23 protein-coding genes and 1 pseudogene are annotated in these 23,244 nt (G+C 71.6%); 14 read left to right on the top strand and 10 right to left on the bottom strand.

The window, feature by feature from the left end; genetic code table 11:
• Nucleotides 1-12: 12 nt before the first annotated feature.
• Nucleotides 13-1,380, bottom strand: coding sequence for an exo-beta-N-acetylmuramidase NamZ domain-containing protein (locus ASG70_RS06495; RefSeq protein ID WP_056883012.1), 1,368 nt, complete (start codon nt 1,378-1,380; stop codon nt 13-15).
• 18 nt (nt 1,381-1,398) lie between these two features.
• Nucleotides 1,399-3,219 carry a glycoside hydrolase family 3 protein gene (locus tag ASG70_RS06490; RefSeq protein WP_082590207.1) on the bottom strand — a complete coding sequence of 607 codons (1,821 nt, stop codon included), beginning with the start codon at nt 3,217-3,219 and terminating at the stop codon, nt 1,399-1,401.
• Between the two features lie 159 nt (nt 3,220-3,378).
• Between ASG70_RS06490 and ASG70_RS06485 the strand changes: the two genes are divergently transcribed.
• From ASG70_RS06485 to ASG70_RS06470, 4 genes are all read left to right on the top strand, one after another.
• Nucleotides 3,379-3,936, top strand: coding sequence for a hypothetical protein (locus ASG70_RS06485; RefSeq protein ID WP_056883011.1), 558 nt, complete (start codon nt 3,379-3,381; stop codon nt 3,934-3,936).
• 7 nt (nt 3,937-3,943) lie between these two features.
• Entirely contained in the window at nt 3,944-4,324 is a 381-nt protein-coding gene (locus ASG70_RS06480) for a VOC family protein (RefSeq protein ID WP_056883010.1), read from the top strand.
• A 121-nt stretch (nt 4,325-4,445) separates the two neighbouring features.
• The gene (locus ASG70_RS06475) at nt 4,446-6,353 is read left to right on the top strand and encodes a propionyl-CoA synthetase (RefSeq protein WP_056883009.1); all 1,908 of its coding nucleotides are present in this window, start codon (nt 4,446-4,448) and stop codon (nt 6,351-6,353) included.
• Between the two features lie 9 nt (nt 6,354-6,362).
• A complete protein-coding gene (locus tag ASG70_RS06470) occupies nt 6,363-7,286 on the top strand; it encodes an AEC family transporter (RefSeq protein ID WP_056883008.1) in 924 nt (307 codons plus the stop codon).
• A 128-nt stretch (nt 7,287-7,414) separates the two neighbouring features.
• Here the strand turns inward: ASG70_RS06470 and ASG70_RS06465 are convergent.
• Nucleotides 7,415-8,880 (bottom strand): annotated as a pseudogene (locus ASG70_RS06465) (helicase HerA-like domain-containing protein); the annotation flags it as partial.
• A 167-nt stretch (nt 8,881-9,047) separates the two neighbouring features.
• Here ASG70_RS06465 and ASG70_RS06460 point away from each other — a divergent pair.
• From ASG70_RS06460 to ASG70_RS06435, 6 genes are all read left to right on the top strand, one after another.
• Nucleotides 9,048-9,344, top strand: coding sequence for a type II toxin-antitoxin system VapB family antitoxin (locus ASG70_RS06460; protein WP_056883007.1), 297 nt, complete (start codon nt 9,048-9,050; stop codon nt 9,342-9,344).
• Between the two features lie 56 nt (nt 9,345-9,400).
• Nucleotides 9,401-9,928 carry a LytR C-terminal domain-containing protein gene (locus ASG70_RS06455; protein WP_056883006.1) on the top strand — a complete coding sequence of 176 codons (528 nt, stop codon included), beginning with the start codon at nt 9,401-9,403 and terminating at the stop codon, nt 9,926-9,928.
• 24 nt (nt 9,929-9,952) lie between these two features.
• On the top strand, nt 9,953-10,384 hold the full coding sequence (locus ASG70_RS06450; protein ID WP_056883005.1) for a hypothetical protein: 432 nt from the start codon (nt 9,953-9,955) through the stop codon (nt 10,382-10,384).
• Nucleotides 10,385-10,550: 166 nt separating this feature from the next.
• The gene (locus ASG70_RS06445) at nt 10,551-11,177 is read left to right on the top strand and encodes an ANTAR domain-containing protein (RefSeq protein WP_056883004.1); all 627 of its coding nucleotides are present in this window, start codon (nt 10,551-10,553) and stop codon (nt 11,175-11,177) included.
• A gap of 9 nt (nt 11,178-11,186) precedes the next feature.
• Nucleotides 11,187-12,050 (top strand): SDR family oxidoreductase, encoded by an 864-nt coding sequence (locus ASG70_RS06440; RefSeq protein ID WP_056883003.1) that lies wholly within the window; start codon nt 11,187-11,189, stop codon nt 12,048-12,050.
• A gap of 31 nt (nt 12,051-12,081) precedes the next feature.
• Entirely contained in the window at nt 12,082-12,588 is a 507-nt protein-coding gene (locus ASG70_RS06435) for a hypothetical protein (RefSeq protein WP_056883002.1), read from the top strand.
• A gap of 187 nt (nt 12,589-12,775) precedes the next feature.
• Here the strand turns inward: ASG70_RS06435 and ASG70_RS06430 are convergent, their stop codons facing one another.
• The 3 genes from ASG70_RS06430 to tadA all read right to left on the bottom strand — a co-directional run bounded on the left by ASG70_RS06430 (nt 12,776) and on the right by tadA (nt 15,042).
• Nucleotides 12,776-13,813 (bottom strand): metallophosphoesterase, encoded by a 1,038-nt coding sequence (locus ASG70_RS06430; protein ID WP_056883001.1) that lies wholly within the window; start codon nt 13,811-13,813, stop codon nt 12,776-12,778.
• Between the two features lie 144 nt (nt 13,814-13,957).
• The gene (locus ASG70_RS06425; protein WP_200949213.1) at nt 13,958-14,578 is read right to left on the bottom strand and encodes a DedA family protein; all 621 of its coding nucleotides are present in this window, start codon (nt 14,576-14,578) and stop codon (nt 13,958-13,960) included.
• Complete coding sequence (tadA, locus tag ASG70_RS06420; RefSeq protein WP_056883252.1) at nt 14,575-15,042, bottom strand: tRNA adenosine(34) deaminase TadA; 468 nt, start codon at nt 15,040-15,042, stop codon at nt 14,575-14,577. Before tadA ends, ASG70_RS06425 begins: the two co-directional genes overlap by 4 nt.
• A gap of 64 nt (nt 15,043-15,106) precedes the next feature.
• On the opposite strand from tadA, the gene upp reads away from it, so the two are divergent.
• The 4 genes from upp to ASG70_RS06405 all read left to right on the top strand — a co-directional run bounded on the left by upp (nt 15,107) and on the right by ASG70_RS06405 (nt 18,458).
• Complete coding sequence (gene upp / locus ASG70_RS06415; protein WP_056883000.1) at nt 15,107-15,745, top strand: uracil phosphoribosyltransferase; 639 nt, start codon at nt 15,107-15,109, stop codon at nt 15,743-15,745.
• 154 nt (nt 15,746-15,899) lie between these two features.
• Nucleotides 15,900-16,067: a hypothetical protein gene (locus ASG70_RS19620; protein ID WP_200949212.1), complete on the top strand. Its 168-nt coding sequence runs from the start codon at nt 15,900-15,902 to the stop codon at nt 16,065-16,067.
• Between the two features lie 6 nt (nt 16,068-16,073).
• Nucleotides 16,074-16,847 carry a PH domain-containing protein gene (locus tag ASG70_RS06410; RefSeq protein WP_056882999.1) on the top strand — a complete coding sequence of 258 codons (774 nt, stop codon included), beginning with the start codon at nt 16,074-16,076 and terminating at the stop codon, nt 16,845-16,847.
• A gap of 123 nt (nt 16,848-16,970) precedes the next feature.
• The gene (locus ASG70_RS06405) at nt 16,971-18,458 is read left to right on the top strand and encodes an amino acid permease (RefSeq protein WP_056882998.1); all 1,488 of its coding nucleotides are present in this window, start codon (nt 16,971-16,973) and stop codon (nt 18,456-18,458) included.
• 88 nt (nt 18,459-18,546) lie between these two features.
• On the opposite strand, the gene pntB is transcribed toward ASG70_RS06405, so the two are convergent.
• The 4 genes from pntB to ASG70_RS06385 all read right to left on the bottom strand — a co-directional run bounded on the left by pntB (nt 18,547) and on the right by ASG70_RS06385 (nt 23,233).
• Nucleotides 18,547-19,932, bottom strand: coding sequence for a Re/Si-specific NAD(P)(+) transhydrogenase subunit beta (gene pntB / locus ASG70_RS06400; protein WP_056882997.1), 1,386 nt, complete (start codon nt 19,930-19,932; stop codon nt 18,547-18,549).
• A 6-nt stretch (nt 19,933-19,938) separates the two neighbouring features.
• Nucleotides 19,939-21,474 carry a Re/Si-specific NAD(P)(+) transhydrogenase subunit alpha gene (locus tag ASG70_RS06395; protein ID WP_056882996.1) on the bottom strand — a complete coding sequence of 512 codons (1,536 nt, stop codon included), beginning with the start codon at nt 21,472-21,474 and terminating at the stop codon, nt 19,939-19,941.
• Nucleotides 21,475-21,641: 167 nt separating this feature from the next.
• A complete protein-coding gene (locus tag ASG70_RS06390) occupies nt 21,642-22,616 on the bottom strand; it encodes a pirin family protein (RefSeq protein WP_056882995.1) in 975 nt (324 codons plus the stop codon).
• Between the two features lie 53 nt (nt 22,617-22,669).
• Nucleotides 22,670-23,233 (bottom strand): MarR family winged helix-turn-helix transcriptional regulator, encoded by a 564-nt coding sequence (locus ASG70_RS06385; protein WP_056882994.1) that lies wholly within the window; start codon nt 23,231-23,233, stop codon nt 22,670-22,672.
• Between the last annotated feature and the right edge of the window lie 11 nt (nt 23,234-23,244).

Below are 23,244 nucleotides of genomic sequence, written 5' to 3'. Positions count from 1 at the left end.
GCACCGATCGGGTCAGGCGGCGGGGCCGCGGTAGAGGAGGTACTGCTGCCGGCGACGGTCGAACGCCGCGAGCTCGTCGCGCCAGGCGCCCACGACCTCGTCGGCGGAGGCACCCGCGGTCACCTGCTCGCGCAGACGGGTCGAGCCGGACAGCTTGTCGACCCAGTAGGGGCGCGCCGGGTCGTAGCTGTCGTAGCGCCAGGCGAACTCGGGGTAGAGCTTCTTCGCGGCCACGAGCATCTCCACGCCCACGCGCATGGGGTCGATTGCGGACGGGTCCGTGACGTGGACCTGCACGCCGCCACACACGGTGTTGACGTGCTTGCTGAAGGTCGGCGTGAAGTAGGCCTCACGGAAGCCGACGCCCGGGAGGTCCAGTGCCGCAAGGCGTTCGGCCCACCGGTAGTCGACGTAGGGGGCGCCGACCAGCTCGAACGGGCGGGTCGTGCCGCGGCCCTCCGAGAGGTTGGTCCCCTCGAACATCCCGGTGCCGGGGTAGACGAGGGCGGTGTCGGGCGTCGGCATGTTGGGGCTGGGCATGACCCACGGCAGGCCCGTGGCCGCGAAGGTCACGTCACGGCGCCAGCCGCCGACCTCCACGACCGACAGCTCCTCGAGGCGGCTCCCGGCGTCGGCGGTGAGGAACTCCCCGTCGAAGTAGCGCGCGAGCTCGCCGACGGTCATGCCGTGCGCCTGCACGATCTCCTTCGCACCCACGCCCGAGGTGTACGCGGTGGTCATCATGGGCCCGTAGGCCTTGCCGCCCAACGGGTTCGGGCGGTCGAGGACGACGAACCTCGCCCCGGTGGCGACGGCCGCGCGCATGGCCGTGTACATGGTCCAGATGTAGGTGTAGAAGCGGGCGCCCGCGTCCTGGATGTCGAAGACCACGGTCTCGACCCCGGCGGTCCGGAACAGCTCGGTGAGCTTGGAGACCCCGGCACCGTAGGCGTCGTAGACGGTCAGGCCGGTGCGCGGGTCGGTCGAGGTCCCCTCGGAGCCGCCGGCCTGTGCGGTGCCGCGGAAGCCGTGCTCCGGGCCGAAGACCCCGACGATGTCGACAGTGCCCGCCTCGTGCATCTCGTCGACGTTCGTCCGCAGGTTGCCGAGGATCCCGGTCGGGTTGGTGATGACGCCGACCTTCTGCCCCGCGAGCGTCGACCACCGGTCCGCTGCTGCACGTTCCGCGCCGGTGGTGACCGGCCGCCGCGGGAAGGAGCCCGCAGCCGGGCCGGCGGGGGCGCCCGCCGGCCCGGCCCCACCGGGTACCCGGGCGGTGGTGGAGGCGCCCGCGGTGGTCGCGGACGCGATACCCAGCGGAAGGGCCAGTGCCCCCGCACCCGCTGCGGTGAGGAGCTGTCGTCGGTCGAGGTTGCCCATGGGAGCTCTCCTTGCGCCTCAGTAGGTGAGGCCGTGGCCGAAGGGGTAGAGGACCGTCGACGGGTCGCCGGCGACCGGGATGTCGACCGGCAGCTTGCCGGTCGGGGTGACCTTGCCGGCGATGACGCGGGCGACCGCCTCGATGGCGACCGGGCTGTAGGAGTAGGTCGCGAGGTAGGTCGGCGCCTGCGTCATGTAGGCGATGTCGTAGGGGTCGCGGGTGGCGACCACGATGACCGGCTTGCCGGTCGCGAGCAGCGCCTGGACCAGCTTCTGCTGGCCACCGCGCGGGTCGGTGGCCGAGGTGTCCCAGGCCTTCATGGTGGTCACGACGACGGCGTCCTGGCCCGCCGCGGCAGCGACTGCGCTGGCGACCTGGGCGTCGGTCGGCGAGGTGCCGGTCTGCTTGACCGTGGTGACCGCACCCTGCTCCGCCAGCCCGCCGGCGAGGGTCTGGGTGGTCGTGACGCCGTACCCGGTGACGAGGACCTTGCGGCCGGACGTGGCGAGCGGAAGGGTGCCGGCGTCGTTCTTCACGAGCGTCGTCGTGCGGTCGGTGATGGCGTCGGCCGCAGCGAGGTGCTCCGGGGTGCCGACGACCGAGTCGAGGGCGGCCGGGTCTGCGTACGGGTGGGCGACGATGCCGCGCGAGTACTTCAGCTCCAGGACGCGGCGCACCTTGGCGTCGAGTTCCGCCCGGCTGATCCGGCCGGTGCGCACGGCGTCGACCACGGCGGCGTACGCGTCGTCCATGGCCGGCGTCATGAGCAGCTGGTCGGCACCGGCGGACAGGGCTCGGACGGCGACCTCGGGGTCGCCGTAGAGGTCGCGCACACCCTGCATCGCCAGCGAGTCGGTGACGATGACCCCCTTGTAGCCGAGCTCGCCCCGCAGCAGGCCGGTGAGGATGGGCCGGCTGAGCGTCGCGGGGTTGCCGGAGTCGTCGAGCGCCGGGAAGCTCAGGTGCGCCGTCATGATCATGTCGATGCCGTCGGCGATGGCCTGCTTGAACGGCGGGGCGTCGATCTGCTCCCACTGCTGGCGGCTGTGCGTGATGACCGGGAAGGCGACGTGGCTGTCGGTCGCGGTGTCGCCGTGCCCTGGGAAGTGCTTGGCGGAGGAGGAGATGCCGGCGTCGTCCTGGTAGCCGCGCACCTGGGCGCCGACCATGCTGGCTGCGAGCGCCGGGTCGGAGGAGAACGACCGGGTGCCGATGACGGGGTTGAGGGCGTTGACGTTGACGTCGGAGTCGGGCGCGAAGTCGGTGTTGACGCCCATGGCCTTGAGCTCCTCACCGGTGATCCGCGCCGCGGTGCGGGCGTCGTCGGTGCTGCGGCCGGCGCCGAGCGCCATCGACCCGGGGAACTGCGTCGCCGGAGGGCCGATGCGGGTGACCACCCCCTGCTCCTGGTCGGTCGCCACCTGCAGTGGGATGTGGACCTTCGAGTCCTGGCTGAGCGCGGCCTGCTGGAGGCCGTTGGACAGCCCGGTGATCTGCTGCGGGTTCTGGACGCTGTCGGTCCAGGCGAAGTAGATGACCCCGCCGAGGTGGTACTTGCGCACGACCTCCGCCGGGCTCGCGACGCCGTACAGCGGGATGTTGCGTGCGTCCGGGGTGGTGGCGTCCTTGCCGTAGACGTTCTGGATGAACAGCTGCCCGACCTTCTCCTCGAGCGTCATCCGCGCGAGGGTCGAGGTCACCCAGCCGTTCTCCGCCGCGGGGGGAAGGGGTGGCGCCGTGGTCGGCGCGGCGGCTGCGGTGGACAGCCCGGCGCCGAGGAGGGCGATGCCGGCGGCCCCGGCGACAACGGAACGACGGGACAGGACAGACCCGGACATGGGCTCCTCCAAGGAAGTGAACGATTCACCATTGAATGACTTCCTGCGGAACTTACCTACGTTTGCAGAGACGGGACAAGGGGTTCAGGTGTCCGGTTTGGTCAGGATTTCGTCAGGTCACCCGGTGACCAGCACCCCTTCGCGGATTAGGGTCGACCCATGGCGCGACAGATCCGCTGGCGCGGAGCCCTCAGCCCCGACACCGCGGGCGACGGGCGGGCTGCCGAGCGCACCACGTGGCGCCCCGGCTCCCCGGTGGTGCCGCCGCAGTCGATCCTCGAGACCGTGCGCCTCCTGCAGGTCGGCGCCGTACTCAGCCTGCTCGAGGTCCCGCGCGCCTTCTTCACCCGCGGCGCCCTCCACACCGCGTTCGCCGCCGAGGCCAGGTCGCAGGGAGCCCGCGTCAACGCCAGCGACCTCGACAGCATCGTCGCCCTCAGCCTGACCATCTCGATCGCCTGGGCCGTGGTGTCGGCCGTCGCCTGGTTCAGCCTGGCGCAGGCGGCCTCGCGCGGGTCGTCGTGGGCCCGGTGGCTCGGCTGCGCGCTGTTCGCCATCGCGCTGGTCGTCTTCTTCGGCGGCCTGCTGCCCACCGCCGGGCTCTTCGCGAGGACGCTCGCGCTGTCCCTGCTGCTCATCGGCGCCTGGACGCTGGTCCGGTGGTGGCACCGCGACTCCTCGGCCTGGATCCGCTACAGCAACCGCCCGGTCGACTAGGCCGCTCGTGCCCGGGCGCCTGCACCACGTCGTCCTCGACTGCCGCGACCCGCACGCGGTGGCCGCGTTCTGGTCGGCGCTCCTGGACCTGCCCGTGACCTGCACCAGCGACACCTGGGTCGTGGTGTCCGTCGACGACACCACGTCGGGACTGGCGTTCCAGCTCGCGCCCGACCACCAGCCACCCGTCTGGGGCGACCCCGCCCGGCCGCAGCAGGTGCACCTCGACGTCATGGCCGACGACCCCGTCGTGCTGGGCGCCGAGGCGGTCGCCCTCGGGGCGCGGCTGCTCAGCCCGCCGGGTGAGCACGTGTATGCCGACCCGGCCGGCCACCCCTTCTGCCTGATCCCGCGCCCGGGCTGGGCACCCCCGGTCACCCCCACCTGACGACCGGTCCGCGTCACGGGAAGGGCGCACCGGGTACCGCTCGCCGCAGCGAGCCGCGCTCCCGTCGCGCCGGCCGTCCACGCCTCTGGCGCGGTCAGGGGTCGCGCCGCACGATGGACCCATGAGCAACGGTGCCTACCGCGCGGCGTACGACGAGAGCCTGGCCGACCCGGATGCCTTCTGGGGGCGGGCCGCCCGGCTCGTCGACTGGGTCACCCCTCCCCCGCGGGTGCTCGACGACGACCGGCCGCCGTTCTACCGCTGGTTCACCGGCGGCACCCTCAACACCTGTTTCAACGCGCTCGACCGCCACGTCGCGGCCGGACGCGGTCCCCAGGCCGCGCTCCTCTACGACTCCCCGGTGACCGGCACGAAGCAGACGCTCACCTATGCCGAGCTGTTGGCACAGGTCGCCACCTTCGCCGGGGCGCTGGACTCGCTCGGGGTGACCAAGGGCGACCGGGTCGTCATCTACATGCCGATGGTCCCGGAGGCAGTGGTCGCCATGCTGGCCTGCGCCCGCCTCGGTGCCGTCCACTCCGTCGTGTTCGGGGGCTTCGCGCCGGCCGAGCTCGCGGCCCGCATCGAGGACGCGCGTCCGACCGTGGTCGTCGCGGCCAGCTGCGGCATCGAGCCGAGCCGCGTCGTCGAGTACAAGCCGATGCTCGACGACGCGCTCGACCGCAGCAGCCACAAGCCCGAGACCGTCATCGTGCTCCAGCGCCCGCAGGCCCGCGCCGCCGTCGGTGAGCGCGACACCGACTGGGAGGAGCTCGACTGGGACGAGCTCGTCGCCGACGCCGAGCCGGCCGACTGCGTCGAGGTGGCCGCCACCGACCCGCTCTACATCCTCTACACCTCCGGCACGACCGGCCGGCCCAAGGGCATCGTCCGCGACAACGGCGGGCACGCGGTGGCGTTGCGCTGGTCGATGGAGAACGTGTTCGGCATCGGGCCCGGCGACCCGTGGTTCACCGCCAGCGACGTCGGCTGGGTCGTCGGCCACTCCTACATCGTCTACGCGCCGCTGCTCACCGGCGCGACCACCGTTCTCTACGAAGGGAAGCCGGTCGGCACCCCGGACGCCGGCGCGTTCTGGCGCGTCATCGCGGAGTACGGCGTGAAGGCGATGTTCACCGCCCCCACCGCCTACCGCGCCATCAAGCGCGACGACCCCGAGGGGCGGCTCATGCAGGGGCACGACCTCTCGTCGCTCCAGACGGTGTTCCTGGCTGGCGAACGGCTCGACCCCGACACGTATGCGTGGGCCTGCGATCGGCTCGGGGTGCCCGTCGTCGACAACTGGTGGCAGACCGAGACCGGCTGGCCGGTCGCCGCCAACCTGCGCGGCCTCGAGCCCATGCCCATCAAGGCCGGCTCGCCGAGCGTGCCCTGCCCGGGGTACGACGTGCACGTCCTGGACGAGCGTGGTGAGCGGGTGCCCGCGGGTCGGGAGGGGTCCATCTGCATCAAGCTGCCACTGCCACCCGGCACGCTGCCGACCCTGTGGGGCGACGACGAGCGCTACGTCGCGGGCTACCTGTCGGCCTTCGACGGCTACTACCTCACCGGCGACGGCGGGTTCGTCGACGAGGACGGCTACCTGCACGTCATGGGCCGCACCGACGACGTCCTCAACGTCGCGGGGCACCGGCTGTCGACCGGCTCCATCGAGGCCGCCCTCGCCGGGCACGAGGCCGTCGCCGAGTGCGCGGTCATCGGGGTCGCCGACGACCTCAAGGGCCAGGTGCCGCGCGGGCTGGTGGTGCTCAAGGCCGGTGTCGACGGCGCGACCGACGGCGAGCGCATCCGGGCCGAGCTCGTGCAGCGGGTGCGCGACGAGGTCGGGGCCGTCGCCTCCCTGCACCGCGTCGACATCGTGCCGGCCCTGCCGAAGACGCGCTCGGGCAAGATCCTGCGCAAGACGATGCGCGAGATGGCCGACGGGCACACGCCGGTCGTGCCGGGCACCATCGAGGACGCCGGCCTTCTCGAGACCCTCGCACCTGTGCTGCGCCCTCCCGTCTAGCCTGACGGCGTGCAGGGGGTCTTCACCGGTTTCGCCACGATCGCCGTCGTCATCGGCGTCGGTGCGCTGCTCGCCCACCTGCGCGTGCTCGACCTCCAGGCGCAGCGGCTCCTGTCGAAGCTCGCGTTCTTCGTGGCCAGCCCGGCCCTCATGGTCATCACCCTCAGCCGTGCCGACGTCCACTCGGTGCTGTCGGCCAACCTGCTCGCCACCAGTGCGGGCGTGGTCGCCACCGCCGGGCCGTACTGCGCCCTCGCCCGCTGGGTCTGGCACCGTCGCCTCGGTGACGCCACCATCGGCGCGCTCTCCGCGTCATACGTCAACGCCGGCAACCTCGGCATCCCCGTCGCCAGCTATGTCCTCGGCGACGCAGCCCTGGTCGCGCCGACGCTCCTGCTGCAGCTGCTCGTCCTGCAGCCCCTGGCCCTGGCCGTCCTCGACGTCGACGCCCGGGGACGCTCGGGCTCGGTGTGGCAGGTGCTGTCCCGACCGCTGAGGAACCCGCTGACCGTGGGCTCGCTCGCCGGCGTGCTGCTGTCGGTGACCGGATGGACGCTCCCGGCACCGCTGGCCAGTCCACTCGGGCTGATCGGCAACATGGCGGTGCCCAGCATGCTCATCGCCTACGGCATCGCGCTGCGCCTCGGGCCCGGGCTCGGCCGCGCCGGGTCGGTCACGGAGCTGGCCGCGACGTCCGCTCTCAAGCTGGTCCTGCAGCCGCTCGTGGCGTGGTTCGTCGCCTCACAGCTCATCGGCGTCGAGGGGCACGCCCTGCTCGCCATCGTGGTCACCTCGGCCCTGCCGACCGCGCAGAACATCTTCGTCCACGCCACGCGCTACGGCCGCGCCACGGTCCTGGCACGCGACACGATCCTCATCACGACGGTCGGCGCCGTCCCCGTCATCCTGTTCGTCGCCACCGTCCTCGGCTGACCGCCCCGCGTTCGCCTGGCGAGCCCTCGCCGTTCGAGGTATTCCGCCGCCGGGATCCGGTCGCCGAATACCTCGAACCGGCGTCGGAGGGCGGCCGGGTATGGGTGCGGTCGGAGTCGGCGGACGGGTCAGCGGGAGCGGCGGGCGGTGCCGAAGATCGAGCGGGTGATCTCGCGGCCGAGGACGGTGCCGGCCGAGCGCAGGGCCGACTTGAACGCGCTCGACGTCACCACCTGCTCGACGATGCCGGGCTGCTCCTTCGCCGGCTTCGGGGCGTGCGGGGCCGGCGCCGGGGACTGAGCGGACTGGGGAGCGGGAGCGGGAGCGGCCGGCGGCGCGGCGGGTGCCGCCTCGAGGCGGGCGCGCAGCTTCTCGTAGGCGGACTCGCGGTCGACGGCAGTGGCGTACTCCGCCGCCAGCGGTGACCCCGCGATGAGCGCGGTGACGGTCGCCGCGTCGGAGGGCGCCATCAGCGACTGCGGGGCGATCATGCGGGTCCACGCGACCGGGGTCGGCGCACCCTTCTCCGACAGCACCGTGACGACGGCCTCGCCGGTGCCGAGGGAGGTGAGCAGCTCCTCGAGGTCGTAGTCGCTGCGGGGGTAGGTCGACACCGCGGCCTTGAGCGCCTTGGCGTCCTCGGGCGTGTAGGCGCGCAACGCGTGCTGCACCCGGTTGCCGAGCTGGGCCAGCACCCCGCTGGGCACGTCCTTGGGGCTCTGGGTCACGAAGAAGACGCCGACGCCCTTGGACCGGATGAGTCGCACGGTCTGCTCGATCGCCGACAGGAACGCCTTGCTCGCGTCCTTGAACAACAGGTGGGCCTCGTCGAAGAAGAACACCAGCTTGGGCTTGTCGGCGTCGCCGATCTCGGGGAGGTCGTGGAACAGGTCCGCGAGCAGCCACATGAGGAACGTCGAGAACAGCGCCGGCCGGTCCTGCACGGCGGGCAGCTCCAGGCAGGTGACCAGGCCCTTGCCGTCGGCAGCCGTGCGGAGCAAGTCCGCGGTGTCGAACTCGGGTTCACCGAAGAACGCGTCGGCGCCCTGGTCGGAGAACGCCACGAGCTCCCGCAGGATGACACCTGCCGTCGCCGACGACAGGCCGCCGAGCGACTTGAGGTCGGCCTTGCCCTCGTCGGAGGTGAGGTAGGAGACGACCTCGCGCAGGTCCTTGATGTCGAGCAGCGCCAGGCCGTTCTTGTCGGCGTAGTGGAAGACCAGGCCGAGGCTGGACTCCTGGGTGTCGTTGAGCCCCAACACCTTCGACAGCAGCGTCGGGCCGAACGACGTCACGGTGGCGCGGACGGGGATGCCCTGCCCGAGACCGCCGAGTGACAGGAACTCGGTGGGGTACGCGGTGCCCACCCACTGCTGCCCGACGTCGGTCGCCCGGCTCGCGATCCGGTCGTTGCTGACCCCCGCGGTCGCCATCCCGGACAGGTCGCCCTTGATGTCGGCGAGGAAGACCGGCACGCCCTGGCCGGAGAGCTGCTCGGCCATGAGCTGCAACGTCTTCGTCTTGCCCGTGCCGGTGGCTCCGGCGACCAGGCCGTGCCGGTTGAGCGTCGCCAGCGGCACCTTGACGGGCGCGTNCCCCGCCCGGATCGCGTCGAGCTGCTCGGTGGACTTCGCGGACTGGTCACCACTCGCGTTCTCGGTCACCTCCGGCACTCTAGTGCGGCAGCGATCCCGGGCGCAGGGAGACGAGAGGCGACGCGGGCGACTGGGGTCGCACGCGACGTACCCCTATGGTGGCTGGGTGATCTTCAAGAAGGTGGGCGAGGGCAAGCCGTATCCGGACCACGGCAAGCAGACGCCGCGGGACTGGGCCGAGGTGCCCCCACGGATGGTGCGTCTCGAGGAGCTCATCACCACCAAGCGCACCCTCGACCTCGGGCAGCTGCTCGCCGAGGACTCCACCTTCTACGGCGACCTGTTCGCCCACGTCGTGGAGTGGAAGGGCGACCTCTACCTCGAGGACGGCCTGCACCGCGCCCTGCGTGCCGCCCTTCAGCAGCGACCTACCCTGCACGCCCGCGTCCTCGTGCTTGACTAGCCCCGACCAGGCCCTGCGCGCAGCAGGTGCCGCACGCGACGGGGCGGAGGTGGGCGGTGAGCTACATCGTGGAGTCGGGGGCGTCGAGCTCCCGGCGCGCGCGACGACGCCGCGCCCTCATCACGCTCGGCCTCGTCGCCCTCATGCTGTTCTTCGCCTTCTGGTACGCCTACTCCTACTTCGAGGCGTCCGACGGGCGACCCAGCACCGCGACGAAGCCGACCTGCACGACGACCGCCGCCCCCGCCCTGACCCCCGCCGGAGTGACGGTCAACGTCTACAACGCCACCGACCGCAGCGGCCTCGCCGCCACGACGGCCAGCGCGGTGCGCAAGCGCGGCTACCGCATCGCGACGGTCGCCAACGACCCGCTCCAGAAGACCGTGTCCGGCCCCGCCGAGGTCCGGTACGGCACGACCGGCCGCCCCGGTGCGCGCCTGGTTCTCACGCTGGTCAAGGGCGCGAAGGCGGTCAAGGACAGCCGTACCGACTCCTCGGTGGACCTCGTCCTCGGCGACAAGTTCACCGTCCTGGCGGCCGCGGCCAAGGCCAAGCCGTCGCCCACGACGACCAAGCCCTGCTGACCGGACGGACGTAGGCTCGAGGGCATGATCTCCGTCGAGCTCGCGCGCGGTCTCAGCGAGGGTGGCGTGCTGTGGGAGCCTGCGCCCGGCGACCGGTTCACCATCGACCAACCCAACGTGGTGGGCGAGGTCTTCTGGATCAGCCACCTCACGATCGACGTGCACACGTTCCACGGGCAGCCGCTGCTGGGGTTCAACGGGACGACCGAGTGGGCGCTCGACTCGGTCACCCTCGACACGGCGCTGTGGATGCCGCGCGAGGACCAGCTCCGCGTGCTGCTGGGCGACCGTTTCGTCGGCCTGCGTCGCGAGGGTGGTGACTGGCTGGTCGACGTCGTGGCCGACCACGCCGACGCCGACGGCGACGGCGACGGCGACGGGTCGAGCGGGGTCACGACGTTCCGGGACGCCGACCCCGAGTGCGCCTACGCGCTGGCCCTGCTCAGCCTGGTCTGACGTCGAAGACCGGACTGCAGGCGGAGCAGTCCTCCACCCCGAACGGCGGTGCAGTGGCAGTGAGTTGAGGACATCTCCCGAGCCGACATATGCTCACCGCCGGTCAAACAGCGGCCAGGTCATGTGAACCCGCCGCTCTCGCGCGGCCAGGTGAGATCGAGGTCTGATGCCACTGCACGCCGCTGCGCCCGAACCCGGGGCGGCCCACTTCCAGTACGACGTCATCGCCGACCGGTGGACGTGGTCACCCGAGCTGCGGGCCCTGCACGGGCTGCCGGCGGACGCCGAGCCGACCACGGCCCTCCTGCTCGACCACGTCGTCGACGGGGAGCGGGACACCGTCGCGGCGCGCGTCCAGCATGCCGTCGCCACGCCCGGCGCGTTCTCCTGGACCTACCGGCTCACCACGGCCGGCGGGCCCCAGCGCACGGTCGTCGTCGTGGGCCGCAGCGAGAAGGCCGGCGACCGGGTCGTGCGCCTCCTGGGATTCCTCGTCGACATCACCGAGGCCGTGCGCGAGCGCACCGACGCCGCCGTCGCCGCCGCCTCCGAGCACCGGGCCACCATCGAGCAGGCCAAGGGCGCCCTGATGCTCGGGTTCGGGGTGGAGGAGGACGTCGCGTTCGAGCTCCTGCGCTCGCACTCCAACCAGCACAACGTCAAGCTCTCGACCGTGGCCTACCGCGTGGTCTCCGGCCTCACCGAGCGCGGCGCCCCCAGTGACGACCCCGTACGCAGCCTGCTCGACACGCTCCTGTCCGCCGAGGGGTTCGAGGGCGCCTCGGCCGGGTAGGGGCCCGGCATGACCACTCGACCCGACCTGTCCAGCATCCCCGCCCAGTCCCAGGACTGGCCCGGCTCGGTGAGCGCCCTCGACCCGCAGGCCGACCACGGGGAGGAGAGCTACACCGGGCACGGCCGCCTCTCGGGTCGGCGCGCCCTGGTCACCGGCGGCGACTCCGGCATCGGGCGCGCGATCGCGATCGCCTTCGCGAAGGAGGGCGCCGACGTCGCGATCGCCCACCTGCCGCAGGAGCAGGCGGACGCCGACGACACCCTGCGCCACGTCGAGGCGGCCGGCGCTCGCGGCTTCTCCTTCCCCACCGACCTGCGGACGCAGGAGGCCAACGCCGAGCTCGCCACGAAGGCGACCGAGGCGCTCGGAGGCATCGACCTGCTCGTCTGCAACGCGGCGTACCAGATGACCCACGACTCGCTCGAGGAGTTCCCGCCCGAGCAGGTGGCCCGGACCTTCGAGACCAACGTGTTCTCGCCGTTCTGGCTCAGCCACGCGCTCGCCGGCGAGCTCGAGGGCGGCGGCAGCATCACCATGACGACGTCGGTGCAGGCGTATGCGCCGAGCGAGCACCTGCTCGACTACGCCTCGACGAAGGCGGCGCTGACCAACATGGTCGTCAACCTCGCGCAGGAGCTCGGCCCGCGCGGCATCCGCGTCAACGCGGTCGCGCCCGGACCGATCTGGACGCCACTCATCCCTGCCACGATGGCGCCCGACAAGGTGGAGGGCTTCGGCGCCGACACCCCGCTCGGACGGGCCGGGCACCCGGTCGAGGTCGCGAGCGCCTACGTCTTCCTCGCCTCCGACGAGGCCAGCTATGTTTCGGGGACGGTGCTCGGGGTGACCGGGGGCAAGCCGGTCTTCTGACGCCGGCGGGGGCGCGGGACAGGGAGGCGCAGTGGTACGCAGGGGCTGGTGGGTCGTCCTGGTGGTGCTGCTGATCGCGTGGCCGCTGACCTACCGCTACACCTCCGTCGGCCTGGACCTCGAGGGCCGGCACGGCCAGTGGGTGGACCAGACGTTCTACCGGGTGCGCTGGCCCGGCAACGGCTCGATGCTGGTCGGGCGCATCGACGAGCACCGCGACCTCTCGGCCACGAAGGTGCAGCGGCTCGACCTCGGCGCCGAGATCCTGCGGCCCGCACGGCCGATCGGGACCCGCTCCACCTGGAACCGGCTGGGGTTCTGGTGGGTCCACGCCGACGCTGCCGCCGGCGACTCGCCCACCGATGCCGCTCCCCACGCCGACCGGGTGTGGTTCGTCGGGGTGCCCCACTGGCTCCTGGTCCTGCTCGCCCTCGGGATGGCGGTACGCAGCCGCGCCCGCCGCCCTCGTTCCCGTCGCGACACCGGCCCCGGCCCTGACCCCGGCACCGAGGTGGTGGCAGATCGCCCTCGTCCCTGACGATGACCGCGGTTTGCCACCAGGTCGACGCGATCAGCGTTCAATCACACGAAGAAGGACCCGACGAAATGCTTGTCGGGTCCTTCTTCGTCTGGCTGGCGGTGGCGGTGGGATTTGAACCCACGGTGGGCGTTAACCCACACNCGACCACCGAGAAATCGGCCTGGACAGGCACCTCCACGAGCACTCAACCCGTGTAGGGCACGCGCTCCCAGCTCAGCGTCGACGTCGCACCGGGACGGTTGACCGTGACCTTGAGCCAGTCCTTGTTGTTGTCCGAGCCGTCGACCGTGATCCGCTCCAGGCCGGCGGCCGGCTGCGTGACGCCGTACCGCTCCAGCCACACGGACCCGGGCGCGAGCGGGCGGTCGGAGTTGTAGATGTGGGAGTCGCCGTTGACGAGGTAGACGTCGCCGTCGAACCGGCTGGTCTCCTCGGCGAGTGCCTGCACCAGCGGCCGGAACGCGGAGATGTCGGCCTCGGTCGGCGTGTAGGTCGGGTCGAACATGTCGGCCTGCTGCAGGACCATGACGGCACGGTCGTGTCGTTGGGTCGCCTCCGCGAACGTCCGGCGCAGCGAGGCGATCGAGGCGTCCATCCGCCCGCGCTCCTCGGCGAACTGCTCGGGTGTCGCGGTGGTCTGCCCGATGCCGGTCCAGGGCTGGAGGTCGTTGTTGCTCCCCACGACGTGGAGGGTGGCGAAGGAGACCCCATCGCGGCGCAGCGCCACGTTCTCCGGGTATGCCGCGTCCGGCACCGTCACCCGCGCCGGGGCACCCAGCGTGGTCCCGGGCCGGTCGAAGAACACCGAGCGGTCGAAGGCGAGCCGCTCGAGCGGGTCGTAGGCCCCGTTGTTGGCGCGGTGGCAGTCGGTCCACTCGTTGTCGCCGGGCGTGTAGACGAGCGGGTCGGTGAACCGGTCGAACTGGGCGCGGACCATCCGGTAGTACGCGTCGTCGCAGCGCGTCGAGCCGTTCTTGATGTCGCCCACGTGGAAGACGAGGCCGACCTGGGCGTCGGCGTTGATCTGGTCGACCCAGCCGGGGAACTTCGCGACCTGGTCGGCGCCGTACGGCACGTCACCGATGACGGCAAAGGTCTCGTGCCCGGGCTTGGCCTGCCCCGGCGCGTCGGCGGCCAGGGCGGGTGCCGCACCCGCCAGGGCGGCGGTCAGCAGGGTCAGGCAGGCGGCGCCGAGGACGCTGCGTCGAGCAGTGGAAGGCATGAAGGCTCCTGTCAGAGGGGACAGGAGAGTTCTCGCCCAGCCGGGTGAACTCCAGCTCCTCGCCGAGGTGGCCGGCGCGTGAACGATCAGCCCGGCCGACCGGGCCGCCTGGCGGGCCCGGCTGGTCAGCGGGACCGAGCGGCGTCAGGCGGCCTCGGAGCGGTGCCGGCGGATGGCCCAGACGGCGATGGCGACGAGCACGATGAGGCCCACGACGACGGCCGCTCCCGTGCCGAGCCACTTCTCGACGCGGTGGTAGGACTCGCCCGCGAGGTAGCCGGCCGTCACGGCGGCGCCGCCCCACGCAATACCCCCGAGGGCGTTCCACGGCAGGAACACGCGGTAGCGCATGCCGCTCAGCCCGGCGAGGGCCGGCATGACGGCGCGGAAGAAGGCGGTCCAGCGGCCGAGGAAGACCGCCGACCCGCCGCGGCGGCGCAGGAACTCCTGCGCCGACTCCAGCCGCTTGCGCCGGCGGTCGAAGATCTTGTGGCCCATCACCTTGGGGCCGAACAGCCGGCCGATCTCGTAGCCGACGGAGTCGCCGATGACCGCAGCGAGGATGACCACGACGAGCACCCACCACAGCGACGTGTGCCCGAGGCTCGCGGTGACGCCGCCGATGATGGCCAGGGTCTCGCCGGGCAGCACGAACCCGACGAACAGCGCGTCCTCGGCGAACACGACCAGCGCGACGATGAGGTAGACCAGCCACGGCGGGGCGCTGAGCACCGTGTTGACCAGGCTGTTCACCACCCCGCTCATCGTGCTGCTCCCAGCTCTCGTGGCCCTCGTGGCGTCCTGCGTCGCTCGAAGAATGCCAGCAGCACCTGAGAGCACTCTGACTCGCGCACCCCCGAGACCACCTCGATCCGGTGCGTGGCCCGGCGGTCGCGCACGATGTCCCACACCGAACCCGTCGCGCCGAGCTTGGGGTCCCAGGCGCCGAGCACCAGCGTGGCCACCCGGGAGAGCATCAGCGCCCCGGCGCACATGGGGCACGGCTCGAGGGTCACGACGAGGGTGCAGCCCTCCAGGCGCCACGACCCGGTACGCCGCGCGGCCTCGCGCAGGGCCACGACCTCGGCGTGCGCCGTGGGGTCGCCCTCGACCTCACGGAGGTTGCGGCCCTCGCCGACGACCTCCCCCGCCGCGGTGACGACGACCGCGCCCACGGGAACGTCGCCCTCCTCACCCGCCTCCGCGGCGAGCTCGAGCGCCCGCCCCATCCACGCGGCGTACCGCTCGTCGGCGGCTGGTCCGCTGCTGGAGGTCACGCGCTAAGTTTCGCCTATGCGCGTCCACGTTGCCGACCACCCGCTCATCACGCACAAGCTGACCTACCTGCGCGACAAGCGCACGGACAGCCCCACGTTCCGGCGGCTGACCGAGGAGCTGGTGACGCTGCTCGCCTACGAGGCCACCCGCGACGTGCGCGTCGAGCCCTTCGACATCGAGACGCCGGTCGCCCCGACCACGGGCATCAAGCTGTCCAACCCCAAGCCGCTCATCGTGCCGATCCTGCGCGCCGGCCTGGGCATGCTCGAGGGCATGGTCCGCCTCCTGCCGAGCGCCGAGGTGGGCTTCCTCGGTATGCAGCGCAACGAGGAGACGCTCGAGGCCATCACCTACGCCAACCGGCTGCCCGACGACCTCAAGGGACGCCAGTGCTACGTCGTCGACCCGATGCTGGCGACCGGCGGCACCCTCGCCGACGCCATCCGCTACCTCGCGGACCGCGGCGCCGACGACATCACGGCTGTGACGCTGCTCGCCGCCCCCGAGGGCGTCAAGCACGTCGAGGAGGCGCTCGCCGACCTCGACATCCCGATCCAGATCGTGACCGGCGCGATGGACGAGCGCCTCAACGAGAAGGGCTACATCGTGCCCGGTCTCGGTGACGCCGGTGACCGCCTCTACGGCGTGGTCTGACGCGCCCTGCCCGGCGCGCCCGGCGTGGTCTGACGCACCCGGCGCGGCGCGCCTGTCCCGGCGACCCGGCCGGATCCGCCACGATGGACGTCGAGGTGTGCCCGTCCGGTGTGCCCCCACGCCCCCAACCGGCCGCCAGACCAAGGAGACGACGATGAACCGCGTGAAGAAGATCCTGCTGTGGCTCCTCGTCGCGTTCGCCGCCTACGCGATCTTCACCTCCCCCGACCAGGCCGCCCAGATCGTCAAGACGTCGGGCTCGATCCTCGCCGACGGCGTGCGCAACATCGGCAGCTTCTTCGACGCCCTGCTCGGCCGGTAGGCCGAGATGGGCCCCGGCGAGCGCCGCCACGCCGAGCTCGACCGCTACCTGCTCGACGGTGAACGGCTGGTCACGGCCGTGCACCAGCACTGGGGCAAGGTGGCCGAGCCGGTCGCGAGCGCGGTGGCCGGGTTCGCCGTCGCCCTCTGGGTCGACGGCAGCGTGCCGCGCTCGCTGCACCTGCTGTCCACCGTCGTGTGGTGGCTGTTCTTCGCCCTGGTCCTGCGGGCGCTCTACCTCGTGGCCGAGTGGCGCCACGACTGGTTCGTCGCCACCGACAAGCGGCTGCTGCTGTTCTACGGCTTCATCACCCGCAAGGTCTCGATGATGCCGCTGACCAAGGTGACCGACATGTCCTACGAGCGCTCGGTGCCCGGGCGCCTGCTCGGCTACGGCCGCTTCGTCATGGAGTCGGCGGGCCAGGACCAGGCGCTCCGCGAGGTCAACTGGGTGCCCGAGCCCGACCACCACTACCGGGCCATCTGCGCGGAGATCTTCGGCGTGGCCCACCACGACACCGACGCCGTCGACCGGGCGTGGGAGCACCTCGCCGCCCCCGCGACCACGGTGCCCGACCCGTATGCCGGGTGGGACGAGCCGCACCACACCGAGACGCACCCCACCGAGACCCGGCGTCGCTCGCTCTACCGCAGCCCGGACCTGCAGGCCCGCGACCGCAGCGCCGACACCGGCCCCATCCCGATGTACCCGCCGCGTGAGCGGCCGCGGGACCGCCACGACCACGGCGACGACGGCCGGCAGGGCCACCACGAGGACTGAGCGCCCGCAGGACTGGACACCCCCGTCGCTCGGGAGGGCGCCGCCACGCGAGCACCGCTACCGTGGTCTGTCGTCCGGGCCGCCCCAGGCGGCCGCGAAGTGCCGGCCGGAAGGGCGCCCAGCATGTCCGTGATGAGGACCAAGTCGATCGAGCAGTCGATCAAGGAGACCGACGACCCGGAGTTCCAGCTCAAGAAGAAGCTGACCGCCCTCGACCTCACGGTCTTCGGCATCGGCGTCATCATCGGCGCCGGCATCTTCACGCTCACGGGTCGTGCCGCGGCCGACTACGCCGGGCCGTCCATCGCCCTGTCGTTCGTCCTCGCGGCGATCTGCTGCGGGCTCGCCGCCCTGTGCTACGCCGAGTTCGCCTCGACGGTCCCGGTCTCGGGGTCCGCCTACACGTTCTCCTACGCCTCGCTCGGTGAGCTCGTCGCGTGGATCATCGGCTGGGACCTCCTCCTCGAGCTCATGCTCGGCGCGAGCGTCGTCGCCCAGGGCTGGTCGCAGTACGCGACGCTGTTCCTCGAGAAGATCGGCATCACCGTGCCGGCCTCGGTGGCCCCGGGGTCGCACTTCGACCTGCCGGCGTTCGTGCTCGTCGCGGCCCTCACCGCACTCATCGCCATCGGCATCAAGGAGTCGCTGCGGGTCAACCTCGTGCTGGTCGGGGTCAAGCTCTTCATCGTCCTGTTCGTCATCGTGGCCGGGCTGTCCTACGTCAAGACGTCCAACTACACCCCGTTCATCCCGCCGGCCACGGCCGGCAAGGCGAGCGAGGGCCTGGCCGCCCCTCTCATCCAGGTGCTCTTCGGGCTGACGCCCACGACGTACGGGATCCTCGGCATCGTCTCCGGTGCCTCGATCGTCTTCTTCGCCTACATCGGGTTCGACGTCGTGGCCACCACGGCCGAGGAGGCCAAGAACCCGCAGCGCGACCTGCCCATCGGCATCATCGCCTCACTCGTGATCTGCACGGTCCTCTACGTCGCCACCACGCTCGTCATCACCGGCATGGTCAAGTACGACAAGATCGACCCGAAGGCGGCCCTGGCCAGTGCGTTCGAGTCGGTCGGGAAACCGGGCTTCGCCACCCTGATCGCCGCCGGAGCCGTCGCAGGCCTGATGACGGTCGTGATGACGCTGATCATCGGTGCCACCCGCGTCACCTTCGCCATGTCGCGTGACCGGCTGCTGCCCCCGGCCCTGGGCCGCACCAACCCCCGGACCGGCACCCCGGTGCGCCTGACCCTCATCATCGGCACCGCCGTCGCCCTCATCGCCAGCCTCACGCCGATCGGCAAGCTCGAGGAGATGGTCAACATCGGGACGCTGTCGGCGTTCGCGCTCGTCTCGCTGGCGGTCCCGGTCCTGCGCAGCCGCCGTCCCGACCTCAAGCGGTCGTTCACCGTGCCGTTCTCGCCGGTGCTGCCCGTCGTCGCGGCCCTGATCAGCGTCTACCTGATGGTCAACCTGTCGGTCGAGACGTGGCTGCGGTTCCTCGTCTGGATGGTCATCGGGTTCCTGCTCTACTTCACCTACGGCATCCGCAACAGCCGCCTGGCGGTGCGCGCCAGGGAGGAGAAGGAGTCCAGCGTCACGAGCGGCTGAGCTCCCTCCCCGACGCTGAGGGCCCGTCCTCGATCTCGAGGACGGGCCTTCGGCGTGTGGTGCCAGTGCGAGAGCGAACCCTCGATGGTCACAGGGCCTTGATGATGTCCTCGACCCGCTCCTTGGCGTCGCCGAAGAGCATCTGGCTGTTCTCCTTGAAGAACAACGGGTTCTGCACGCCCGCATACCCGGTGGCCATGGACCTCTTGAAGACCACGACGTTGCGCGCCTTCCACACCTCGAGCACCGGCATCCCGGCGATGGGGCTGCCGGGGTCCTCGGCGGCGGACGGGTTCACGGTGTCGTTGGCGCCGATGACCAGCACCACGTCGGTGCCCGGCAGGTCGCCGTTGATCTCGTCCATCTCGAGGACGATGTCGTAGGGGACCTTGGCCTCGGCGAGCAGCACGTTCATGTGCCCGGGCAGGCGTCCGGCGACCGGGTGGATCCCGAACCTCACGTCCACGCCCTTCTTGCGCAGCTGCGAGGTGAGCTCCGCGACCGGGTACTGCGCCTGGGCGACCGCCATCCCGTAGCCGGGGGTGATCACGACGGAGGAGGCGTCCCGCAGCAGCTCGGCGACGTCGGCGGCGTTGGTCTCGCGGTGCTCGCCGTAGTCCTTGTCCTCCCCGAGCGACACCTCCTGCCCGAACCCGCCGGCGATGACGGAGACGAACGACCGGTTCATCGCCTTGCACATGATGTAGCTGAGGATCGCACCCGAGGAGCCGACGAGGGCGCCGGTGACGATGAGCAGGTCGTTGCCGAGCATGAAGCCGGCCGCGGCCGCCGCCCAGCCCGAGTAGCTGTTGAGCATCGAGACGACGACCGGCATGTCGCCGCCGCCGATCGAGGCGACGAGGTGCCACCCGAACGCCAGGGCGACGACCGTCATGAGCAGCAGCGGGACGACCGAGTGCGAGGCCACGAACCAGGCCAGGAGCCCTGCCGACACGACGAGGGCGGCGAGGTTGAGCCAGTGCCGGGCGGGCAGCATCAGGGGCGAGGACCGGATGCGAGCGCCCAGCTTGAGGAACGCGACGATCGAGCCGGTGAAGGTCACCGCGCCGATGAACACCCCGAGGAACACCTCCACGAGGTGGATCGTGACGCCCGTGCCGGCGTCACCACCCTCGAGGTAGGAGTTGAACCCGACGAGCACCGCGGCCAGGCCGACGAACGAGTGCAGCATCGCCACGAGCTCGGGCATCTGCGTCATCTCGACGACCCGCGCCCGCCAGAGCCCGATCGAGCCACCGACAGCCATGGCCACGACGACGAACAGCAGGGTGAGCAGGGCGTTGGCGGACTGCGACGCCGCGAGCCAGATGGTCGCCGCGAGGGCGATGACCATGCCGGTCACGCCGAAGGCGTTGCCCTCCTTGGCCTTCTCGTGCCTCGAGAGCCCGGCGAGGGAGAGGACGAAGAGGACGGCCGAGACGATGTATGCCGCCTGGACGAGGTTGCGCGTCACGTCGGGTCAGTCCTTCCGGAACATCTGGAGCATGCGACCGGTCACGGCGAAGCCACCGAAGATGTTGATGCTGGCGATGACGATGCCGATGAAGGCGATGACCGCCACGAGCAGGCTGTTGCTGCCGACCTGGAGGATCGCGCCGACGAGGATGATGCCGCTGATGGCGTTGGTCTCGGCCATGAGCGGCGTGTGCAGCGCGTGGGCCACGTTGGAGATGACGTAGAACCCGACGATGACCGCGAGCGCGAAGACCGTGAAGTGGCCGAGGAACACCGAGGGCGAGTTCACCGCCACGAGCCCGAACAGGACGGCGGCCAGGGCCATCCCGACGTACCTGCGCCGGGGGTCCGGGGGCGGTTTCGGGGCCGCGGGCTCAGGGGGTGCGGCAGCAGGGGTCGCCGCGGGCGCCGCGCTCACCTGCACGGGGGGCGGGGGCCACAGGGTCTCCCCGTCGCGACACACCGTCATCCCGCGCTGGACGACGTCGTCGAGGTCGAGCACCACGCGGCCGTCCCTGCCGGGGGTGAGCAGCTTGAGGAGGTTGACCAGGTTGGTGCCGAAGAGCTGGCTCGCCTGGGTCGGCAGCCGCCCGGGCAGGTCGGTGTAGCCGATGATCTTGACGCCGTTGGCGGTGGTGACCAGCTCGTCGGGGACCGAGCCGGCCACGTTGCCCCCGCTGGCTGCGGCCATGTCGACGACCACCGACCCCGGCTTCATCGAGGCGACCATCTCCTCGGTCAGCAGCCGCGGCGCCGGCCGACCGGGGATGAGGGCTGTGGTGATGACGATGTCGACGTCCTTGGCCTGCTCGGCGTAGAGCGCGGCTGCCTTGGCGTTGAAGTCCTCACCCATCTCCTTGGCGTAGCCGGTCGCGGACGGGCCCTCGTCGGCGACGTCGATGCGCAGGAACTGCGCGCCCATCGACTCGACCTGCTCGCCGACCTCGGAGCGGGCGTCGAAGGCCCGCACGATCGCGCCGAGGCTGTTGGCCGTGCCGACCGCTGCGAGCCCGGCGACTCCGGCCCCCACGACGAGGACCTTGGCGGGCGGGACCTTGCCGGCGGCCGTGACCTGGCCCGTGAAGAGGCTGCCGAACTCGTGGGCGGCCTCGATGACGGCTCGGTAGCCGCCGATGTTGGCCATGGACGAGAGCACGTCGAGCGACTGGGCCCGGGAGATGCGGGGTACGGCGTCCATCGCCAGGGCGGTCACCCCAGCCCGGGTCAGCCGCTCGACCAGGGCCGGGTCGAGGGCGGGGGCGATGAGGCAGGCGAGCAGGCTGCCGGGGCGCAGGAGGCCGATCTCGGCGTCGGTGGGGGCGTTGACCTTGATCACCAGGTCGGCGGCCCACGCCTCGTCGCGCTCGACGACGCGGGCGTCGGCGGCGGCATACGCGTCGTCGGTGAAGGACGCGTGCGCCCCTGCCGCGCGCTCCACGGCGACGTCGTAGCCGAGCGCCACGAGCTGGCCCACCGTCCTGGGCGTGGCGGCGACCCGGGTCTCGCCCGGCTTGGACTCTGCTGGCACACCGATCAGCACTGCTGCTCCCGTCGTTGGGCTCGCGTGGACAGCAACCTAAGGGGAAAGCCCGTGCCGTGGGGGCAAGCTGTGAGCACAGTCGCGCCCGCCGTCCACGGGGTGGACGACGGGCGCGGGGTGGAAGGACGCGGACTGGACGGGCGCGAGGCCGACGACCCGGCGACGGGTCAGGCGGTGCCGCCCACGTCGCCGTGCGGGACGGGCTGGCCGAGCCGGCCGGCCTGGTAGTCCTCGAACGCCTGCACGAGCTCGGCGCGGTTGTTCATGACGAACGGCCCGGCCCACGCCACGGGCTCACGGATCGGGAGGCCACCGAGGACGAGCAGGTCGAGCCCGGCGGCATACCGCTCCTGCTGGGTGCGGGCCGACGACACCCGCAGCGCGTCGCCCCTGCCCATCACCGCGAGCTGGCCCGTGCCGATGGGCGTCTGGTCGGGACCGACGAAACCGTCGCCGCTCATGACGTAGACGAGGGCGTTGAAGTCCTTGCGCCAGGGCAGGACGACCTCGCCGCCCGGTGCCACCGTGGCGTGCACCATGGCCATGGGCGTGTGGGTGGACCCGGGACCGGTGACGCCTCCGACCTCACCGGCGATGACGCGCAGCAGCGTGCCGCCGTCGGCCGAGGTGAGCAGGCCGACCTCGGAGGAGCGCAGGTCCTGGTAGGCCGGTGCCTTGAGCTTGTCGACGCGGGGCAGGTTGACCCACAGCTGGAAGCCGTGGAAGAGGCCGCCGCTGACGACGAGCTGCTCCGGCGGGGCCTCGATGTGCAGGATGCCCGACCCGGCCGTCATCCACTGGGTGTCGCCGTTGGTGATCGTGCCGCCACCACCGAAGGAGTCCTGGTGGTCGAAGATCCCGTCGATGATGTAGGTCACCGTCTCGAAGCCGCGGTGCGGGTGCCACGGGGTGCCCTTGGGCTCGCCCGGGGCGTACTCGACTGCCCCCATCTCGTCCATGTGGATGAACGGGTCGAGGTCCTTGAGGTCGACGCCGGCGAAGGCGCGCTTCACCGGGAACCCCTCACCCTCGAGGCCACCCGGGGCGCTGGACAGTGCGCGGACCGGGCGCTGGACGGCCGTGGGCGCCGGCGCGGGCACGCGCGGGAGCACGGTCAGGTCGGCGACGGTGACAGCAGGCATCTCGACTCTCCTTGTCGTTCAATATTCAACTATCGACTGAACGACGGGACACGTCAAGGCATTCCCGGCGGCCCCTCGGCCCTGTCCTCGGCGTGGGTGGCTCGCTCGACAGCCCCCACAGCATCGGTGAGGAAACGCAGGACCGTCTCGCGCTCCGATTCGGAGTACGACGCGATGGTCTCGCGCATCGTGGCGCCGATCGGCCCGAAGATCCCGCCGGCGACTTCCATCGCCTCGTCGGTCATCTCGACGGCCACCCGGCGCCGGTCGACCTCGCTGTGGGTGCGCCGCACGTGCCCCACCGACTCGAGCCTGCGCAGCAGGGCCGACGTGGCCGGCGGGCTGAGCGAGAGGCGGTGGGCGAGCTCGCCGGGCGACAGCTCCCCACCGGAGCGGCGGGCCTCGAGCACGTGGGCCAGGGCGTTGAGGTCGGTGCGGTGCAGACCCACGGCCCCACCGCGGGTGTCGATGTAGCGGTCCATCTCGGTGGCGAACGCGCGCAGGGCGTCGATGATCTCCAGGGCCAGCGCCGGGCCCGCGGGTCGCGAGCCGTGCAGCGGCTGCCCCGGCCGGCCGAGCCGCGAGGAGGACGGGCCCGGAGTGACGGGCTCTGGCATCGGTCCTCCTC

It is taken from the genome of Phycicoccus sp. Soil748 (assembly GCF_001428025.1).
Lineage (GTDB): Bacteria > Actinomycetota > Actinomycetes > Actinomycetales > Dermatophilaceae > Pedococcus.
Note: the sequence above shows the minus strand (reverse complement) of the source record. Positions and strands in the feature narration are given on the sequence as shown.

What these genes read in the sequence shown, in the direction of transcription:
- ASG70_RS06390 (WP_056882995.1), bottom strand. Translation starts at nt 22,616, where the DNA reads ATGCCTGCTGTCACCGTCGCCGACCTGACCGTGCTCCCGCGCGTGCCC.
- ASG70_RS06385 (WP_056882994.1), bottom strand. Translation starts at nt 23,233, where the DNA reads ATGCCAGAGCCCGTCACTCCGGGCCCGTCCTCCTCGCGGCTCGGCCGG.
- ASG70_RS06490 (WP_082590207.1), bottom strand. Translation starts at nt 3,219, where the DNA reads ATGTCCGGGTCTGTCCTGTCCCGTCGTTCCGTTGTCGCCGGGGCCGCC.
- ASG70_RS06450 (WP_056883005.1), top strand. Translation starts at nt 9,953, where the DNA reads ATGATCTCCGTCGAGCTCGCGCGCGGTCTCAGCGAGGGTGGCGTGCTG.
- ASG70_RS06445 (WP_056883004.1), top strand. Translation starts at nt 10,551, where the DNA reads ATGCCACTGCACGCCGCTGCGCCCGAACCCGGGGCGGCCCACTTCCAG.
- ASG70_RS06440 (WP_056883003.1), top strand. Translation starts at nt 11,187, where the DNA reads ATGACCACTCGACCCGACCTGTCCAGCATCCCCGCCCAGTCCCAGGAC.
- tadA (WP_056883252.1), bottom strand. Translation starts at nt 15,042, where the DNA reads ATGGGGCGGGCGCTCGAGCTCGCCGCGGAGGCGGGTGAGGAGGGCGAC.
- ASG70_RS06495 (WP_056883012.1), bottom strand. Translation starts at nt 1,380, where the DNA reads ATGGGCAACCTCGACCGACGACAGCTCCTCACCGCAGCGGGTGCGGGG.
- ASG70_RS06485 (WP_056883011.1), top strand. Translation starts at nt 3,379, where the DNA reads ATGGCGCGACAGATCCGCTGGCGCGGAGCCCTCAGCCCCGACACCGCG.
- upp (WP_056883000.1), top strand. Translation starts at nt 15,107, where the DNA reads ATGCGCGTCCACGTTGCCGACCACCCGCTCATCACGCACAAGCTGACC.
- ASG70_RS06430 (WP_056883001.1), bottom strand. Translation starts at nt 13,813, where the DNA reads ATGCCTTCCACTGCTCGACGCAGCGTCCTCGGCGCCGCCTGCCTGACC.
- ASG70_RS19620 (WP_200949212.1), top strand. Translation starts at nt 15,900, where the DNA reads ATGAACCGCGTGAAGAAGATCCTGCTGTGGCTCCTCGTCGCGTTCGCC.
- ASG70_RS06405 (WP_056882998.1), top strand. Translation starts at nt 16,971, where the DNA reads ATGTCCGTGATGAGGACCAAGTCGATCGAGCAGTCGATCAAGGAGACC.
- ASG70_RS06475 (WP_056883009.1), top strand. Translation starts at nt 4,446, where the DNA reads ATGAGCAACGGTGCCTACCGCGCGGCGTACGACGAGAGCCTGGCCGAC.
- ASG70_RS06425 (WP_200949213.1), bottom strand. Translation starts at nt 14,578, where the DNA reads ATGAGCGGGGTGGTGAACAGCCTGGTCAACACGGTGCTCAGCGCCCCG.
- ASG70_RS06410 (WP_056882999.1), top strand. Translation starts at nt 16,074, where the DNA reads ATGGGCCCCGGCGAGCGCCGCCACGCCGAGCTCGACCGCTACCTGCTC.